The sequence below is a fragment of the Paenibacillus shunpengii genome, assembly GCF_042684905.1.
In the GTDB taxonomy this organism is placed as follows: domain Bacteria; phylum Bacillota; class Bacilli; order Paenibacillales; family Paenibacillaceae; genus Paenibacillus; species Paenibacillus shunpengii.
Genome location: NZ_JBHUMJ010000002.1, coordinates 1,876,377 through 1,890,945, shown reverse-complemented (window position 1 = coordinate 1,890,945; position 14,569 = coordinate 1,876,377). Strand labels below are relative to the sequence as shown.

Annotated in this window: 16 protein-coding genes; 4 read left to right on the top strand and 12 right to left on the bottom strand. The window is 43.6% G+C overall.

Annotated features, from left to right (window positions below):
* Positions 1–30: 30 nt before the first annotated feature.
* Entirely contained in the window at positions 31–672 is a 642-nt protein-coding gene (locus ACFSVM_RS08835; RefSeq protein ID WP_379261515.1) for a hypothetical protein, read from the bottom strand.
* A gap of 82 nt (positions 673–754) precedes the next feature.
* On the opposite strand from ACFSVM_RS08835, the gene ACFSVM_RS08830 reads away from it, so the two are divergent.
* Positions 755–1,171, top strand: a complete 417-nt coding sequence (locus ACFSVM_RS08830; RefSeq protein WP_379261513.1) for a hypothetical protein — start codon at positions 755–757, stop codon at positions 1,169–1,171.
* A 279-nt stretch (positions 1,172–1,450) separates the two neighbouring features.
* Positions 1,451–1,591 carry a hypothetical protein gene (locus tag ACFSVM_RS08825; protein ID WP_379261511.1) on the top strand — a complete coding sequence of 47 codons (141 nt, stop codon included), beginning with the start codon at positions 1,451–1,453 and terminating at the stop codon, positions 1,589–1,591.
* A gap of 202 nt (positions 1,592–1,793) precedes the next feature.
* Here the strand turns inward: ACFSVM_RS08825 and nspC are convergent, their stop codons facing one another.
* The 5 genes from nspC to ACFSVM_RS08800 form a co-directional block, all read right to left on the bottom strand.
* Positions 1,794–2,921, bottom strand: coding sequence for a carboxynorspermidine decarboxylase (gene nspC, locus ACFSVM_RS08820; protein WP_379261510.1), 1,128 nt, complete (start codon positions 2,919–2,921; stop codon positions 1,794–1,796).
* Between the two features lies 1 nt (position 2,922).
* Positions 2,923–4,161 carry a saccharopine dehydrogenase family protein gene (locus tag ACFSVM_RS08815; protein WP_379261508.1) on the bottom strand — a complete coding sequence of 413 codons (1,239 nt, stop codon included), beginning with the start codon at positions 4,159–4,161 and terminating at the stop codon, positions 2,923–2,925.
* A gap of 638 nt (positions 4,162–4,799) precedes the next feature.
* Positions 4,800–5,753 (bottom strand): phage baseplate protein, encoded by a 954-nt coding sequence (locus ACFSVM_RS08810; RefSeq protein WP_379262942.1) that lies wholly within the window; start codon positions 5,751–5,753, stop codon positions 4,800–4,802.
* A gap of 233 nt (positions 5,754–5,986) precedes the next feature.
* Positions 5,987–6,193 (bottom strand): zinc ribbon domain-containing protein, encoded by a 207-nt coding sequence (locus ACFSVM_RS08805; protein ID WP_379261506.1) that lies wholly within the window; start codon positions 6,191–6,193, stop codon positions 5,987–5,989.
* A gap of 42 nt (positions 6,194–6,235) precedes the next feature.
* Positions 6,236–6,892 (bottom strand): SGNH/GDSL hydrolase family protein, encoded by a 657-nt coding sequence (locus ACFSVM_RS08800; protein WP_379261504.1) that lies wholly within the window; start codon positions 6,890–6,892, stop codon positions 6,236–6,238.
* A 210-nt stretch (positions 6,893–7,102) separates the two neighbouring features.
* Between ACFSVM_RS08800 and ACFSVM_RS08795 the strand changes: the two genes are divergently transcribed.
* Positions 7,103–7,684 (top strand): DUF421 domain-containing protein, encoded by a 582-nt coding sequence (locus ACFSVM_RS08795; RefSeq protein WP_379261502.1) that lies wholly within the window; start codon positions 7,103–7,105, stop codon positions 7,682–7,684.
* 120 nt (positions 7,685–7,804) lie between these two features.
* Positions 7,805–8,434 carry a YfbR-like 5'-deoxynucleotidase gene (locus ACFSVM_RS08790; RefSeq protein ID WP_379261500.1) on the top strand — a complete coding sequence of 210 codons (630 nt, stop codon included), beginning with the start codon at positions 7,805–7,807 and terminating at the stop codon, positions 8,432–8,434.
* Between the two features lie 130 nt (positions 8,435–8,564).
* Here ACFSVM_RS08790 and ACFSVM_RS08785 read toward each other — a convergent pair whose 3' ends face one another.
* The 6 genes from ACFSVM_RS08785 to ACFSVM_RS08760 form a co-directional block, all read right to left on the bottom strand.
* The gene (locus ACFSVM_RS08785; RefSeq protein ID WP_379261498.1) at positions 8,565–9,308 is read right to left on the bottom strand and encodes a class I SAM-dependent methyltransferase; all 744 of its coding nucleotides are present in this window, start codon (positions 9,306–9,308) and stop codon (positions 8,565–8,567) included.
* A 202-nt stretch (positions 9,309–9,510) separates the two neighbouring features.
* Positions 9,511–9,912 (bottom strand): Rrf2 family transcriptional regulator, encoded by a 402-nt coding sequence (locus ACFSVM_RS08780; protein ID WP_379261496.1) that lies wholly within the window; start codon positions 9,910–9,912, stop codon positions 9,511–9,513.
* Positions 9,913–9,985: 73 nt separating this feature from the next.
* Positions 9,986–10,894, bottom strand: coding sequence for an NAD(P)/FAD-dependent oxidoreductase (locus tag ACFSVM_RS08775; protein ID WP_379261494.1), 909 nt, complete (start codon positions 10,892–10,894; stop codon positions 9,986–9,988).
* Positions 10,895–11,247: 353 nt separating this feature from the next.
* The gene (locus ACFSVM_RS08770) at positions 11,248–12,897 is read right to left on the bottom strand and encodes a catalase (protein ID WP_379261492.1); all 1,650 of its coding nucleotides are present in this window, start codon (positions 12,895–12,897) and stop codon (positions 11,248–11,250) included.
* Between the two features lie 201 nt (positions 12,898–13,098).
* Positions 13,099–13,473, bottom strand: coding sequence for an alpha/beta hydrolase (locus ACFSVM_RS08765; protein WP_379261490.1), 375 nt, complete (start codon positions 13,471–13,473; stop codon positions 13,099–13,101).
* A 30-nt stretch (positions 13,474–13,503) separates the two neighbouring features.
* Complete coding sequence (locus ACFSVM_RS08760) at positions 13,504–14,565, bottom strand: RNA-guided endonuclease InsQ/TnpB family protein (RefSeq protein WP_379261488.1); 1,062 nt, start codon at positions 14,563–14,565, stop codon at positions 13,504–13,506.
* Positions 14,566–14,569: the final 4 nt, after the last annotated feature.

Below are 14,569 nucleotides of genomic sequence, written 5' to 3'. Positions count from 1 at the left end.
GGGGTGTCTTCCAATGTAATAAAGCAATATTTAGAAAAATCGCTGTTTCTCTATGCAGTAGACTTCGTTCCACTTCGCTGAGCCCTTTACTCCACGTTCGATCCATTCGATTCCATTTGAGCTTGCATGCATAAATCTTCCGTTTACCCTTCCGTTCTTCGTCTCAATAATTACTTTATTTTTCATTAAAATTTGTAGATGTCCGATTAGCGTTTGATCAAAAAATTGCTGTTTAAGAAACTCCTTTTGACTAACGGTCTTGCCGAACTTGAGTAGTAGCTTGTGTTTTAAATCATCGTCCAACGCCATTTGCTGATGCTGGTGATGAGGTATATTCACTTGTTCGTAGGGGAGATCTGCTGAAACGATAGAGTGAAATGGGACCCAGTACTTGGTTAGAAGTGTGGTTAAGATAACGAAATCCCTTCCTACTGCTTCAGTCTTAGCAACGGACTCTTTTATTCCTGTGCTAGAGTTCCTTCTCACTCTTACGGTTTGATTTTTGTGAGATTTGAAAAATTGAGAAAGCATGATTTCATTACGTCGCTTCGGATTTACATCTCCGATAATCTGTACGTTTTGGTGATGAATGTATTCCTGGAGCACCTTTAATTCATGTAACGGTAATGGGCTTGCAGGAGATGTATACTTGGATGAATCTTGAGGAATCACTTCACAGTCACCTCCATTTGGGAATGGTATAACCATTTTATGTACAGTATATGAGCTTTATTCAAATAGAGGAGGGATTCAGATGGATGTTGTTGTGTTCGTACTGGTGAATGTCATGTTAGGAGTTGGAATAACGATTGGATTTGTCTACTTGAGGAAGCTAAGAAACCTGATTGGCTATCATTTAGGCATGAATATTTCAATGACAATCAGCACTGTCAGCGCGCTATCTCTGGGTGCCCTATGGGGATTTCAATTTCCACAGTATTCAGGCTGGGTTACCATCTTGGCAACGATTGCTGCAATGCTGATAGGACTCATCTTTGGCACACTTGTTGATTATCAAACGATCGTCACAGGGATGACTAGCGGAATGATGGCAGGCCTTATGGGCCCCATGATTGTATTACACAGTAATACTCCGGTTCCTCTCCTGCTCTTCTGCCTGTTCCTGTTCTTCTTCTCTATTATCATGTTGTGCAGTTCTGTGAAAGTCTAGTGAAAGTGTACAATTCTATAAAAAGTAGATGATAGTTTAATCATAGCATTACAACGACGCATAAAATGCAAATATGATACAGGATGGGAGGTGCGATTGATGACTAAATATGACAATTATGTTCAAGAAACTTCCTACGATAATGGTTCTTCCAAAACCCTCGGTATCGTTCTCGTTTTGTTTATTTTGCTTGTCATCATTGTAAAAGCTTTTAAATGGTCTTAATTTGAAAATGAAGTGTGAATCCTTCTGTTAACTCAAGGGAGGAGGTGAAAAAAAATGAACGAAATGACTAGAGCATTTCTTAAGAGAAAAAAAGTAAAGGTTGTCGTTTTGAAACCAGGTGAAAAAGCACTTGTCGTATGTAAACATGGTCGTCACAACAAGCAGCATAACAAGCATAGAAGATTCTACTCTTAATTAAATTGACTATTCCTCAATAATTTCAGGATCTATCTGGATTCTCTTCTCAGTAATCTCACTCCCTGTCCTACTCATTAGCATACAGCGGGATAGCTCCTGAATTTTTAATAACAGAAACAAAATCAAAGCACTAACCTCACAATTAAATGTGGTTAGTGCTTTTAGTTTAGTTGATGATTTATTTAAATATATAAGTGAATTAAGCAAGTCTCATTTTGAAATCCTGATAGCCGAACTCGCGAACGACCTCACAATCACCGTCTTTACGTTTCACCGCAATGGCTGGCAATGGCATACCGTTAAAGGTATTCGTCTTGACCATGGAATAGATCGCCATATCTCCAAATACCAGTCGGTCTCCGCTCTTCAGCGGCTGATCGAAAGAGTAATCACCAATCACATCACCCGACAAGCAGGTTTGCCCGCCAAGTCGATAGGTATATGGCTTCTCTCCCGGTTCACCAGAACCGAATAGAGGCGGACGATAAGGCATTTCGAGTACATCTGGCATATGACAAGTTGCCGATGTATCCAGAATTGCGATATCCATCCCATTCTTGTGAAGATCTAGCACAGAAGTCACCAAGTAACCTGCATTGAGGGCTACAGCTTCTCCCGGCTCCAGATATACCTTAAGACCGTACTTGTCCTGCATTCTCTTAATGCATGCTTCAAGTCTTGGGATATCATAATCTTCTCTCGTAATATGATGTCCACCGCCAAAATTGATCCATTCCATCTGAGGCAGCCATTGTCCAAACTTCTCTTCCACTGCATTCAGCGTCGTCTCTAAATCATCAGAGTTCTGCTGGCATAGCGTATGGAAGTGCAAACCCGAGACACCTTCAAGCAGCTCTGCGCGAAAATCCTCGTGCTTCGCACCGAATCTCGAACCTGGAGAACATGGATCATAGATTTCATGACCTTCCTGTGTGGAGCATTCCGGATTAATACGAAGTCCAACTTGTCGGCCGACCTTTAGCGCTCTATCCTTGAATTTCTCCAGCTGTGAGAAGGAGTTAAAAATAATATGATCGCAGATCGAAATAATCTCATCAATCTCATCCTCACGGTAGGCTGGGGCAAATACATGGTTCTGTTTGCCCATTTCCTCATAGCCTAAACGTGCTTCAAACAAACCGCTCGCTGTAGCACCACACAAATATTTTCCGATCAGGGGATACATTGCAGTCATGGAAAATGCTTTTTGTGCAAGTATAATTTCAGCTCCTGTACGCTGCATAACACCATTCAGGATCTTCAGATTGTTCTCGATGAGCTCCTCATCGACTACAAAACAGGGTGTAGGTAGTTCCTCGAACTTCATCTTAGCGAACAGACTCCGATTTTTTTGCTTCTTCCGGCAATTGGTCTACAAGCACCGGATTGAAGTCTTCTACCCACGGAAGTCCCCATTTGTTCAACTCTTCCATGAATGGATCTGGATTGAATTCCTCTACATTGTATACGCCTGGTTTATTCCATTTACCAGTCATCACCATCGCTGCTCCGATCATCGCAGGCACACCCGTAGTGTAAGAAATCGCCTGGGAGCCTACTTCTTTGTAGCATTCTTGGTGATCACAGATGTTGTAGACATAGTAAGTCTTGTCTTGGCCATCTTTTTTCCCTTTGAAGATACAGCCAATGTTTGTTTTACCTACTGTACGTGGTCCAAGAGAAGCTGGGTCTGGCAGTACTGCCTTCAGGAATTGCAATGGAATGATCTGCTTGCCTTCGAATTCGATCGGCTCGATGGAAGTCATGCCTACATTTTCAAGTGCTTTCAGATGTGTAAGGTAGCTTTGTCCAAATGTCATGAAGAAACGAATACGCTTCAGGCCAGGAATGTTCTTCGCCAAGGACTCAAGCTCTTCATGGTACAGAAGGTACATATCCTTCTCACCCACTTCAGCAAAGTCATATACACGTTTGATTTCCATAGGTTTTGTTTCAATCCACTCGCCATTTTCCCAGTATCTGCCGTTAGCCGAAACTTCACGAATGTTGATCTCAGGGTTGAAGTTTGTTGCGAACGGATAGCCGTGGTCACCGCCGTTGCAATCCAGAATGTCGATATATTCAATTTCATCAAAGTAATGCTTGAGTGCATAAGCGGAGAATACTCCCGTTACACCTGGGTCAAAGCCGCTTCCGAGCAGTGCAGTAATTCCTGCTTGCTCAAAGCGCTCCTTGTATTCCCATTGCCATTTGTATTCAAATTTCGCCGTATCTTCCGGCTCGTAGTTCGCCGTATCCATGTAATGTGTCTTCGTTGCAAGACATGCATCCATAATCGTCAGGTCTTGATATGGCAAAGCCAGGTTCATTACGATATCCGGTTTAACTTCGTTAATTAGAGCAATGAGTTCATCTACGTTGTTCGCATCGACTTGAGCTGTCGTAATTTTCGTTTTTCCGCCATCCAATTTTGCTTTCAGCTCATCACATTTCGATTTGGTACGGCTCGCAATGCAAATCTCTTCGAATACTTCACTGTTCTGAACACATTTGTGTGCTGCTACTGATGCTACGCCGCCGGCGCCAATAATTAGTGCTTTTCCCATTCTCATATCTCCTAACAAATTAAATTTTCAAGCCGTATTTAGTACAACCAAACCAGCTGAATGTATGCCACTTGCGAAATTTGCAAGAAAAGTATGTTACTCATAGCTTCTCAAAACAAAAAAGCAAGTGTAAAAATCGCATAATTGCGCATCACACTTGCTTACGATATATCGTAAATATTAAATAAGCATAATTACTCCATAACCATCTGGGATGGTCACATGAACATGAGAAGGCTCATTCATATTTATGAGTATATCAATAATGGATCAGAGTCTGTCAGCAAATAATTACTTTTTCCACTCTTATTGACCGTTTCACAAGTTGATGTGCAGTGCACAGGTTGTAAAGTAACCAACTTATAAAATTTGAGCTTTTAACTCAATCAATAAGGCAACGAAAGTTGCCGATCGGCATTTGACCCGGCTGTCCGTGTGGCCTTAACGTCCTACCTTTATCGTAGGAGTGGTCAAAATTATCTGCTGGAAAGATCCGTTACGATAATTAGCTTTCCATTTCACGCAAGGACTACAATAACAGATGTGATAAACTTATTCAAGAGTTTTCTAGAAAAAAAACAAAATGATTTTATATTGCGCTGATTACCTAATAATCCTTCATATCTAAATCTCGGAGATTAGTTAAACACGGAATCGGGAACAAAATATACTTTTTGTGTATTTGTCTTGTTAACCGGATCGGGAACGATCGTAAAATAGACATTGCCGTTCTTCGTCTGAACCCCTTCAATCTCGTGGTTGCCTACATTTGTAATGTTCACGAGTGTTTTAAAGGTACCTGAGCTCGAAATCATCGCAATTTGAGGCGTATCTCCCTCAGCTCCACCCGATGTGTAAATCTCTGTACTGCCCAGCATATCTGCTCCCTGAAAAGAACCATTCGGCCGGATAATGCCGCTTCCCGATTGAGTAAAGCTGCTGACACACGCACTCACTGCTGCGGCGCTGTCCATCCGTACCTGCTCATTGCTGTCTAGAAGCTGGTTCAGTTTAGCCGTGTCATAAATCGACCATGTCACGGTACCTTCAGCGGTCTGGACTCGGAAGAACGTATGTGTACTGTTGCCGCCTCCATCAACACGGTAAGTGTCTCCTAATCTAGAGCCGGTTTTATTCGCATAATTCATGTAAGTAAACCGGCGCAGATCCGTATAATCCACCGTGGTTCCTGCGGCATACTTAAGTCTTGCGACTTGCAGTGACCAGTAGTAAGACGTGGAGGCATCTGCTTTTGAGCTGAAATAGAAGTAATTCTCCCCATTGTACGTATACATGTCCAGCGTTTGACAATGGCCGGTGTTCGTTACCGTCATTTCGTCCACATAATTCGCGTCTGTGCCATCGATAAGCAGTCTTGACAGATAGCAAGTGCCCTGTGAACGCTGGGTTACATATAGATACTTGTCAGCAATATAAGCTTTTTGTACAACGACGTTATGCTTCAGTCCCTTAAGATTGTACGCCAGCTGAGCTGATGCATTAACTGTCTTCTGTGGTGATGCAGCCTGTGCTGGCAATATGGTCATACTGAACATGATGCAGGCAAGAACCAGAGATACCCATAATTTCATACTTCCCTTCGGCTTATTTAACATGTGCGACTTGAACATAGTACACCTCCATTTAATGTGAGGATAGCTCGTCCAGCAGCATGCTCGTCCAGCAGCATGTATGAGAATATCAGACATAGAAGTTATGGATCAGCTATCCAGTTAACACTATGTTCTGCTTATGTTTTCCGAATTCCTGTTTTATGTAAATTATGGGTTTAACTTCCTGTCAACTGCATGATAGCTTGAATTCCTTAACCGAAGAAAAAGTCCAGAATGTTAGAGCCCTGCGAGGCTTTCTTGTTGTAAAATTCGGAATATCCGCAATTGTTGCAGAACACGACGATAAATTGATTGTTTTGAATATCAAACATCTTTGACAATCCTGTTCCCGTCATGGCTACTTCTTTACTGTCCGCGTCTCTACTTCCACATTTAATACAGCCTTTATTATTGTTCATGTTCATACAGCCTCCTAATTTTAAAATTTAGATCTGTCATTGTTACTCAATTGCATACTCGCTCTGCTGAACGACCTTTAGCCATTCATTTGCAATAAGCTGGTGTCCCGCAGTTGTCGGATGAATACCATCCCACACCCAATATGCTGTATCTGCTCGGTTCGCTGCTTGATTGAAGGTATCCTGCAAAGGTACGAAAAGGGTATTGTAATCTTCTGTTAATTGCCGGACGATCCTACGGTACTCGCCTATTATTGAGCTCCACTCGCTCCAATCTTTTTCCGTTGCTTCTGAATGCATTACAAACGGCTCACATAATACAATCCCTGTATCTGGCAATACTTCGCATGTCTCGTCCAGCAGCTGTCGATAGATTCGCTCATACCGGTCTGTAGCCCCCCGAGCACTGCCTGTAATGATACTGTGAGCGTCATTCACACCTACTAGCAGGCTAATCAGATCCGGCTGTAAGCTGATTGCATCCTCATTCCATCTGGCATAAACGTCAGATACGCGATTACCGCTGACCCCTCTATTCATAAAATACGGCTTAGACTCTGCATACTGTGTACCAAGCTGTGCAGCTATAATATATACATATCCATGTCCCAGTATGTGGTTCGGATCGAGGTTCCGCCCCCAGTTACCGTCGGTTATCGAATCGCCTTGAAACAAAATTCTTCTTCGCTTGTTCTCCATCCTATTCACTCCGCTCCGCCTCAAGATGTAATACGCTTTCCATTGTCCTCTTCATTGTACATAAAGGTCCTTTATCCTGCCTAGCCTGTATATTGCTGTGAGCCCATGCTTAGAGTCGCTCACATGGAAGTGCGGATTCACGTCAGTTGAATAAACTAGCAGGAATAACAAATAATATGGATTGCATCTATGACGAAAGCGGGTGTTTGTATGGAATGGATATGGAAATCTCTCCTCTTAGTTATTGCCGGCGTGGTATTACTTCGTGTTGCAGGAAGAAAGTCGATCTCTCAAATGAGCGTAGCAACCACGGTAGTAATGATCTCTATTGGGACAACGATCGTCCAACCCATAGCTAATGAGCACTTGGGGAAAGCGATTGGCTCAGCCAGCTTCTTCATTCTGTCATTGCTGCTCCTTGAATACCTCCAGTATAGATTCAACTGGGTGGAAGAACTATTGTCAGGGAAAGCGAAGCTGGTCATTGAGAACGGACAATTAAGAACGGATAATTTACGAACCATGCGGATGACTGTCGATCAGCTGGAGGTAAGGCTTAGACAGAACGGGATCTCTCATCTATCTGATGTGAAAAACGCAACGATTGAATCTAATGGACATATCGGATATGAACTGATGCCGTATGCTAAACCGATTACAATGGCGGATATCGAGAAGCTGATGAATAATCTTAATCCGACAACTCAGGAGCAGCCACAAGGGGATGAGACACTTTTTGATGAAGTCAAACAAAATGGTCATCGCTCAGCGGTTGATCCAAAGCTTCAGTAAATTATTGAAGCCCTTATTCGTTAACATGAATCGAGTTCCTGCTTAATCCTGCGATGACATATCGGTGTTACAGTTGGGTTGTACGCACACACATTGATAACACAAAGGATGATTAGACATATGGGAATTCACACTTACTTTCGTTCATTGAACGATCTTGAGCGCATCATACGCACACCTGGCAAGTTTAAATTTGAAGAGCACAGCGTGTCTGCGCATTCCTGGAAGGTAGTGCAATATGCCAAGACCTTGGCTGACATCGAGGAGCAGCATGGAGTCCCGGTAGATTGGAAAAAGCTATACGAGATTACAAGCAGCCATGACTATGGCGAGATATTTATCGGTGATATTAAGACACCTGTCAAGCACTACTCTCTTGAGCTCCGCGCCATGCTGCAGCAGGTAGAAGAAGGCATGGTACAGCACTTTATCGAGGAAAATATTCCGGAGGAATTTAAGTCAATCTTCCGCAGACAGCTTCGTGAAGGAAAGGACAATTCCGTAGAAGGACTTATTCTAGAGGTGGCAGACAAGCTGGATCAGGTATATGAAGCGTTCGTGGAATTGCAAAGAGGTAACACAGAGAAGGAATTTGTTGCAATGTATCGCAATGCCATTGTGAAGATTAAGAACATCAACCTGCACTGTGTTCGTTATTTTCTGGAGCAGATCCTCCCTGATATTATCGACGAATGCATGACCTCCCCTTATGATATTAAACAGATTACGAAGGAAGCCCTCGCGCAATGAAACCACACACTATCAATTAAACACCTCGTAAGCTTGCTTTCATGCACAAAAAAAGCCGCGAAATCGCGACTTTTCAAATACCTTTAAACTCAATATAATCGAATATGCAAAATTCTAATATATTGATTCCCTATTGCTTGATGGCTGCAATCCGCAGTCTGCTGATATCGATCATCCAATGACCATCCTTGTATAGCTCAGACCTCACTCGTTCTTCCACAGCATCATATATGAGCGCTTGGTGTTCAGCAGTAACCCCCCGGAATAGATAAGAGGAGAAGTTATCCATCCAGTTCCGAATCCCCATTCCCCCTTTCAGCGGAGATTTACGGTCCATATGCTGCGCAAAAATGACCTTGAAGCCCATTTGCTCCAGGAGACTGGAATATTCACCGATCGTAGGATGATACCAAGGGTTTCTTCCCTCCCACTCGTATCCATACTGTTCCAGCTCTGCTCTGATTGCAGTCAGTATAATAGCGGTATTACCGCTTGCCGCGAATTCCGCCACGAATCTGCCGCCATTCCGAAGGGCAGACCCGATGGAGCTGACGACTGTAGGTGCATCCTTGATCCAGTGCAGCACGGCATTCGAAAATACAGCATCATATGGAATTTCAGTTTTATAATACCGAGCATCTTCAACCGATAGCTGCAGTTCAGGATAATTTAGCTTAGCCTTCGCTATGATTTCCTCTGAGGCATCAATGCCTGTTGGAATCGCGCTGGCAGCCGCAATCTTGGCCGTTAAATTCCCATTTCCGCAGCCTACGTCCAGTATTCGCTCTCCGGCTGCAGGCTGTAGCAAGGAGATCAGATCGTTGTTCTGGGGTCCAGAATGATTAGCCTGGTTCGCAGAAGCTTCAATATTCATTGACTCATCTCCTCTTATTGAAAGTGTTTATAGATATATAATATCTCTAATATGACGTTAGTGCATCCATCTTATGCAGCAAAGGTAGAAAGCTCGGTAGGAACTGTCTACCATGTCAGCATGTGAAATGTGCAATGTGCAATGTGCAATCTTCATTCACCATGCGTTTCTTATTTTCGCAACGTAGGAATGAGTCCTTCCTTTAACTTTTTGCCTGAAGGTTCTTTGCAAGACTGGATATGGTCTGACTTCTCAAATGGTCTTCCATTCTTCCCTCTGCTTCCAGCACAACCTGCTGAATCAAGCACTCTGATCCATGGTTTAGATTACATTCGAACAAGGAGGTCGTTCCTTCTATAGCATGTATGATATCAAGGAAGGAGATCTCCTCCCAGCCGCGTCTCAAGCTATATCCCCCATTCGCACCGGAGACCGATTCAATCATCCCTGCCTTGACCAGCTTCGTCAAAATCTTGGACAAATACGTAGGAGATACCTTCTGCCGCTCAGCCAGCTGCTGTACACCAACAGGTTTATCCGGGGTAGCCGCTGCTAGAAACAGCATCGTATGCAAAGCGTAATTTGTTGCCTTAGAGTATTTCATATTGCTAATCATCGCCTCAATAAAAGATTTAATGAGTCCATAATACCTTTTATTTCAAGACAGCGTCAAGAAATCACCATGACTGTTCCCAAGCTTCTGTGAGCAGTTCCGAATTAATGCCTGCAGCAGCCATGGAACCCATTGAAGCAGCCATGATCAGCTGATACATCTGAGTTGCTGAATCTCCCGCACTATACACTCCGGGCACACTTGTCTTCCCGAATTTATCTACAACGACCGTTCCATCCTCGGCTGATTCACAGCCTAGAAGCTGAGGAAGGTCAGAGCCAATGCCGAGCTCTGGAGCAAAGAAAATCCCGGTACAAGGAATCATCGTGCCATCCTCCAAACGGACACCCTTAACCATTCCGTTGATTGAGTCAATCACAGAGATAGGTGTATCAAATACTGGAATGTGATGCTTATTCAGTTCTTCTCTGTCCTGAGATGTCAGCTTGTCATCTCCATTCGTACAGATCGTGAAATCTCGAGTCCAGCCGGATAAGGTCTTCGCCATATGCAATGCCTTGTCATGGCTGACAATAACGACCAGCTTCTGATCTCTAAGCTCCCAGCCATCACAGTAAGGACAGACAAAGGCACTCTTCCCATATACCTCTACCAAACCTTCGATTGGAAGCCTGATATCTCTCTTCCCAACTGCAAGCAGCAGCTTTTTAGCATGATACGCTAACCCTTTATCCGTGGTAATTGTAAAATCCCCATCCGCTCCACTCGCAGACACGGCTGTATCCGTGGTGAAAGATACGCTTGGATACGCCTCGATCTGCTCCTTGGCCACACGCCGGAACTCATGCGGGGTAATTCCATCCCGAGTGAGAAATCCATGGGAGTGACGAGTGACTCTGTTCCGAGCCTCCTCTGCATCAATAACCATGACCTTCTTTCTTGCCCGGCCTAACACAAGTGCAGCATTCAAGCCCGCAGGGCCGCCGCCAACAATAATGCAATCATAAGTCATAGATCTAAATCCCCTCTCTAAATATAAGATATTATAGATATTTTATATCTATAATTAGTGCAAAAAAATGGTCGTAGAGATGCTTACTAACTCACTCGATGCTTTTAGAATAAAGATCATGCACATTCTTGGTTTTCCACAAACTTAGTTATCATAGATATGATGTGTCTATAATAACTCTAATTATACGTTTTTACAAGTGTGATTTTTCACCTTAAGGTTAGACAGATGTTTTCAAGCGACTCACAAATCCACATAAAAACGCCACCTCCACTTGATTCTTCAAGAAGAAATGGCGTCTCTATTTAGCTTAATCCTTCTGACGATCTGTCAACGGAATATTCCATTACAGATTAATAAGGATCTGCCTCATGGCTCTTCTTCACCGCATCCTTGGTTGCTTGGTTTGCTGCTAGTGAGCCTTGTCCATATTTCGAAGAGCCTGATTCACGGCCAGGAAGCTTGCCTTCCTGCTCCATCTCACGCAGCTCTTTGACTTTCTTCTCAATGCCTTCTCTTACACGTCGGCCATAATCCTCATCTGCCTGGGTAAAATGCTCGACCATCGCCGTTTGAATTCTTGGGTCACATACCGCAAGTGCTTCAGACAGGTTCTTGATCAATTCATCACGTTCCCAGTCCTCAAAGCTTCGATACGTCTCCCCTGCCTGACCGTAGTTGTTAGGACGATCAATCGGCTCGCTCATCGCTGCAGCATTATACGTCGGACGGTGCTGAGGATGACCTTCTCTGCTCGCTTCCTGATACCCGCCGATCATGGACGGTTCATAGTTGATATGCGGGTTAGCTCCGGATTCCTTCGGATCACGGATATCCATCTGTCCGCGATGCTGATTCGTGCGAACCTCTGTTTTTGGTGCATTTACCGGAAGCTTAAGATAATTCGCGCCTACACGATATCGCTGAGTATCGGAGTAGGAGAAGGTACGGCCTTGCAGCATTTTATCATCGGAGAAATCCATGCCGTCTACCAGCACACCCGTACCGAATGCGGCTTGTTCAATCTCCGCGTGAAAGTCTACCGGATTACGATCCAGTACCATACGGCCCACCGGAAGCCACGGGAATTTATCTTCTGGCCACAGCTTCGTATCATCCAGCGGATCAAAGTCCAGCTCTGGATGATAGTCATCCTCCATGATCTGTACGAACAGCTCCCATTCTGGGTAATCGCCTCGTTCGATGGCTTCATACAAGTCCTGAGTCGCATGACCGACGTTCTTCGCCTGAATCGAATCGGCTTCCTCCTGGGTCAGGTTGCGAATCCCTTGTTTCGGCTCCCAGTGATATTTTACAAGCACGGCCTCGCCTTTATCGTTGACCCATTTATAAGTATTAACCCCTGAGCCTTGCATATGGCGATATGTAGCCGGTATGCCCCATGGAGAGAACAGGAATGTGATCATATGCGTCGCTTCAGGCGAGCGCGATACAAAGTCAAACATCCGCTGAGGATGAGAGACGTTAGAAGCAGGGTCCGCCTTAAAAGCGTGAATCATATCAGGGAATTTCATGGCATCCCGGATAAAGAAGATCTTAAGGTTGTTACCTACGAGATCCCAGTTGCCGTCTTCCGTATACATTTTGACTGCAAATCCGCGGGGATCGCGGGCTGTCTCTGGAGAATCCTTCGCTCCTGCGACCGTGGAGAATCGAACCATCAGCGGGGTCTTCTTACCCGCGCCGGAGAATACTTTGGCCCGAGTATACTTCTCTACCGGCTCATCTCCTACTTTTCCGTACGTTTCGAAATATCCAAATGCTCCGGTTCCTCTAGCATGCACGACACGCTCAGGTACCTCTTCCCGGTCAAAATGAGAAATTTTTTCGATAAAATGATAGTTTTCAAGTGTGGCTGGCCCACGATTACCGATAGTACGAATGTTCTGATTATCCCTTACTGGATGACCTTGCCGCGTCGTCAGTGTCTCGCGCTGTACATCTTGCTCGCTTGATGCATTCTTGTCCTTGTTCTCTGCCAAAATGAAAACCTCCTTCAAAAATTTGTACTTTTTGCGGCTTGCAATGGAATATTTCTTCCATCTTAGAACTTCTTCAAAAAAGACCTATATCCTTCACGATGAACGTCAAAATGGCCTCATTAATGTTTAAACTTAGTGGATTTTCATAAATCATGAAATGAATTAAGTTAGGATGAATCTTTCGTGAAGCAAAGATTAAGGTTATGAGGCTGAATGTTCAGCTTCCAAAGACGCCAGGAAGTGCTGAATTTCTATTGTCGTGTCATTATAAGGCTTGTTCTCATGCCATCCATAATTAAAGAATCCATGTCCCATGCCATCATAGGTTAGAAACGTAATGTGGTTGCCTGCTTGATTCATTTGCTCGACAAAGGTTTGATTCTGCTCGTAGAGTTCATCCGAGGTTCCACACATCCAGAGGGTAGGCGGCAGACATTTCTTAATATGATGAATAGGAGACAAATCCGTCGCAGTCTCTATTGACACTCCCACAGCTAAAGCGATGGGATTCTTGAGTGATGAAACCGAAGTCCGTTTCCGGTATCGGAGTATGACCTCAAGATGAGGCTGTGCCATCAGCCCTCCTAAGACAGTGCGTATAGCATCTTAGGCTGATTGGCTGTTACCGCCAATCACAGGTGCGTGAATAATATTGATTGCACCCACTCTATCTCGATGGGTTTTATAACCACATGAACAAGCATATTTTCTATCCTTTACTTTGTTTTTTGAATCGCAAGTAGGGCATTTCTGTGATGTATACGCTGGGTCCACATACTCTACTTTAATTCCTACCATATTTGCCTTATATTCAATGAATTGAGCCAAGCGATAAAATGACCATGTATGCAAATTCTTCTCGTTTTTACGACTTGTTCTTGTCGTCTTCCTTATATTAGTCAGTTGCTCTAATCGAATAATAGACACTTGGTTATCTACCGCAAAATTAACGATTTCCCTACTAATTTTATGGTCTTTATCTTTCATCCACCGTTGTTCTTTATCATGCAACTTGCGAAGGGCACTAAGTTTTTTCTTTTCTCCTAAGCACTTTCTTGTTTTGCGGAACTTTCGTTTCATAAATTTATTTTCTCTTCCGTTTCCAAAGAACCTTGTCTTACCTTCATTAGTTACAGCAACGGCCGGTACTTTTAATCCTAAGTCAATACCCATCAATTGTTCTTTTGTTGGCTTTTGAGACGGGGTTGGTACTTCCAGGGAGATTTGTGCGAACCATTTCCCTGATTTCTCCACGACGCGCATTAGCCCTAATTTGGCTGCTTGGAGAATTTTTTTGTCTCTTTCTGTTATTAGGGCGGGGAAGATGGTTTTCTTTGCTTTTCCGTTGACCATTATCGGAAAAGCAAGTGAAGATTGATCTAGGCTATAGTTTTGGTTATTTATACAGTAGGTTGGCTTCTTCAGAACGGGGCGTTTTTTTCTTTTCTTTGTTATTCTAAATACGCTTTTAGCGTCACGAATAACTTGATTCAGCACAGCTGAGGGGAGAGCAGCTTCAATATTCTTTGTTGTGACTTTAGGGAACGAACCTTCTATCTCGGCTCGTTCAGTTAAAGTATTAACAGTACGAATATATTCTTTACTCAGTTCCTTTAAACCGGATATGTCTTTCGGAAAAAAACGAATTTTTACTGTGATGGGTTGCATGCAA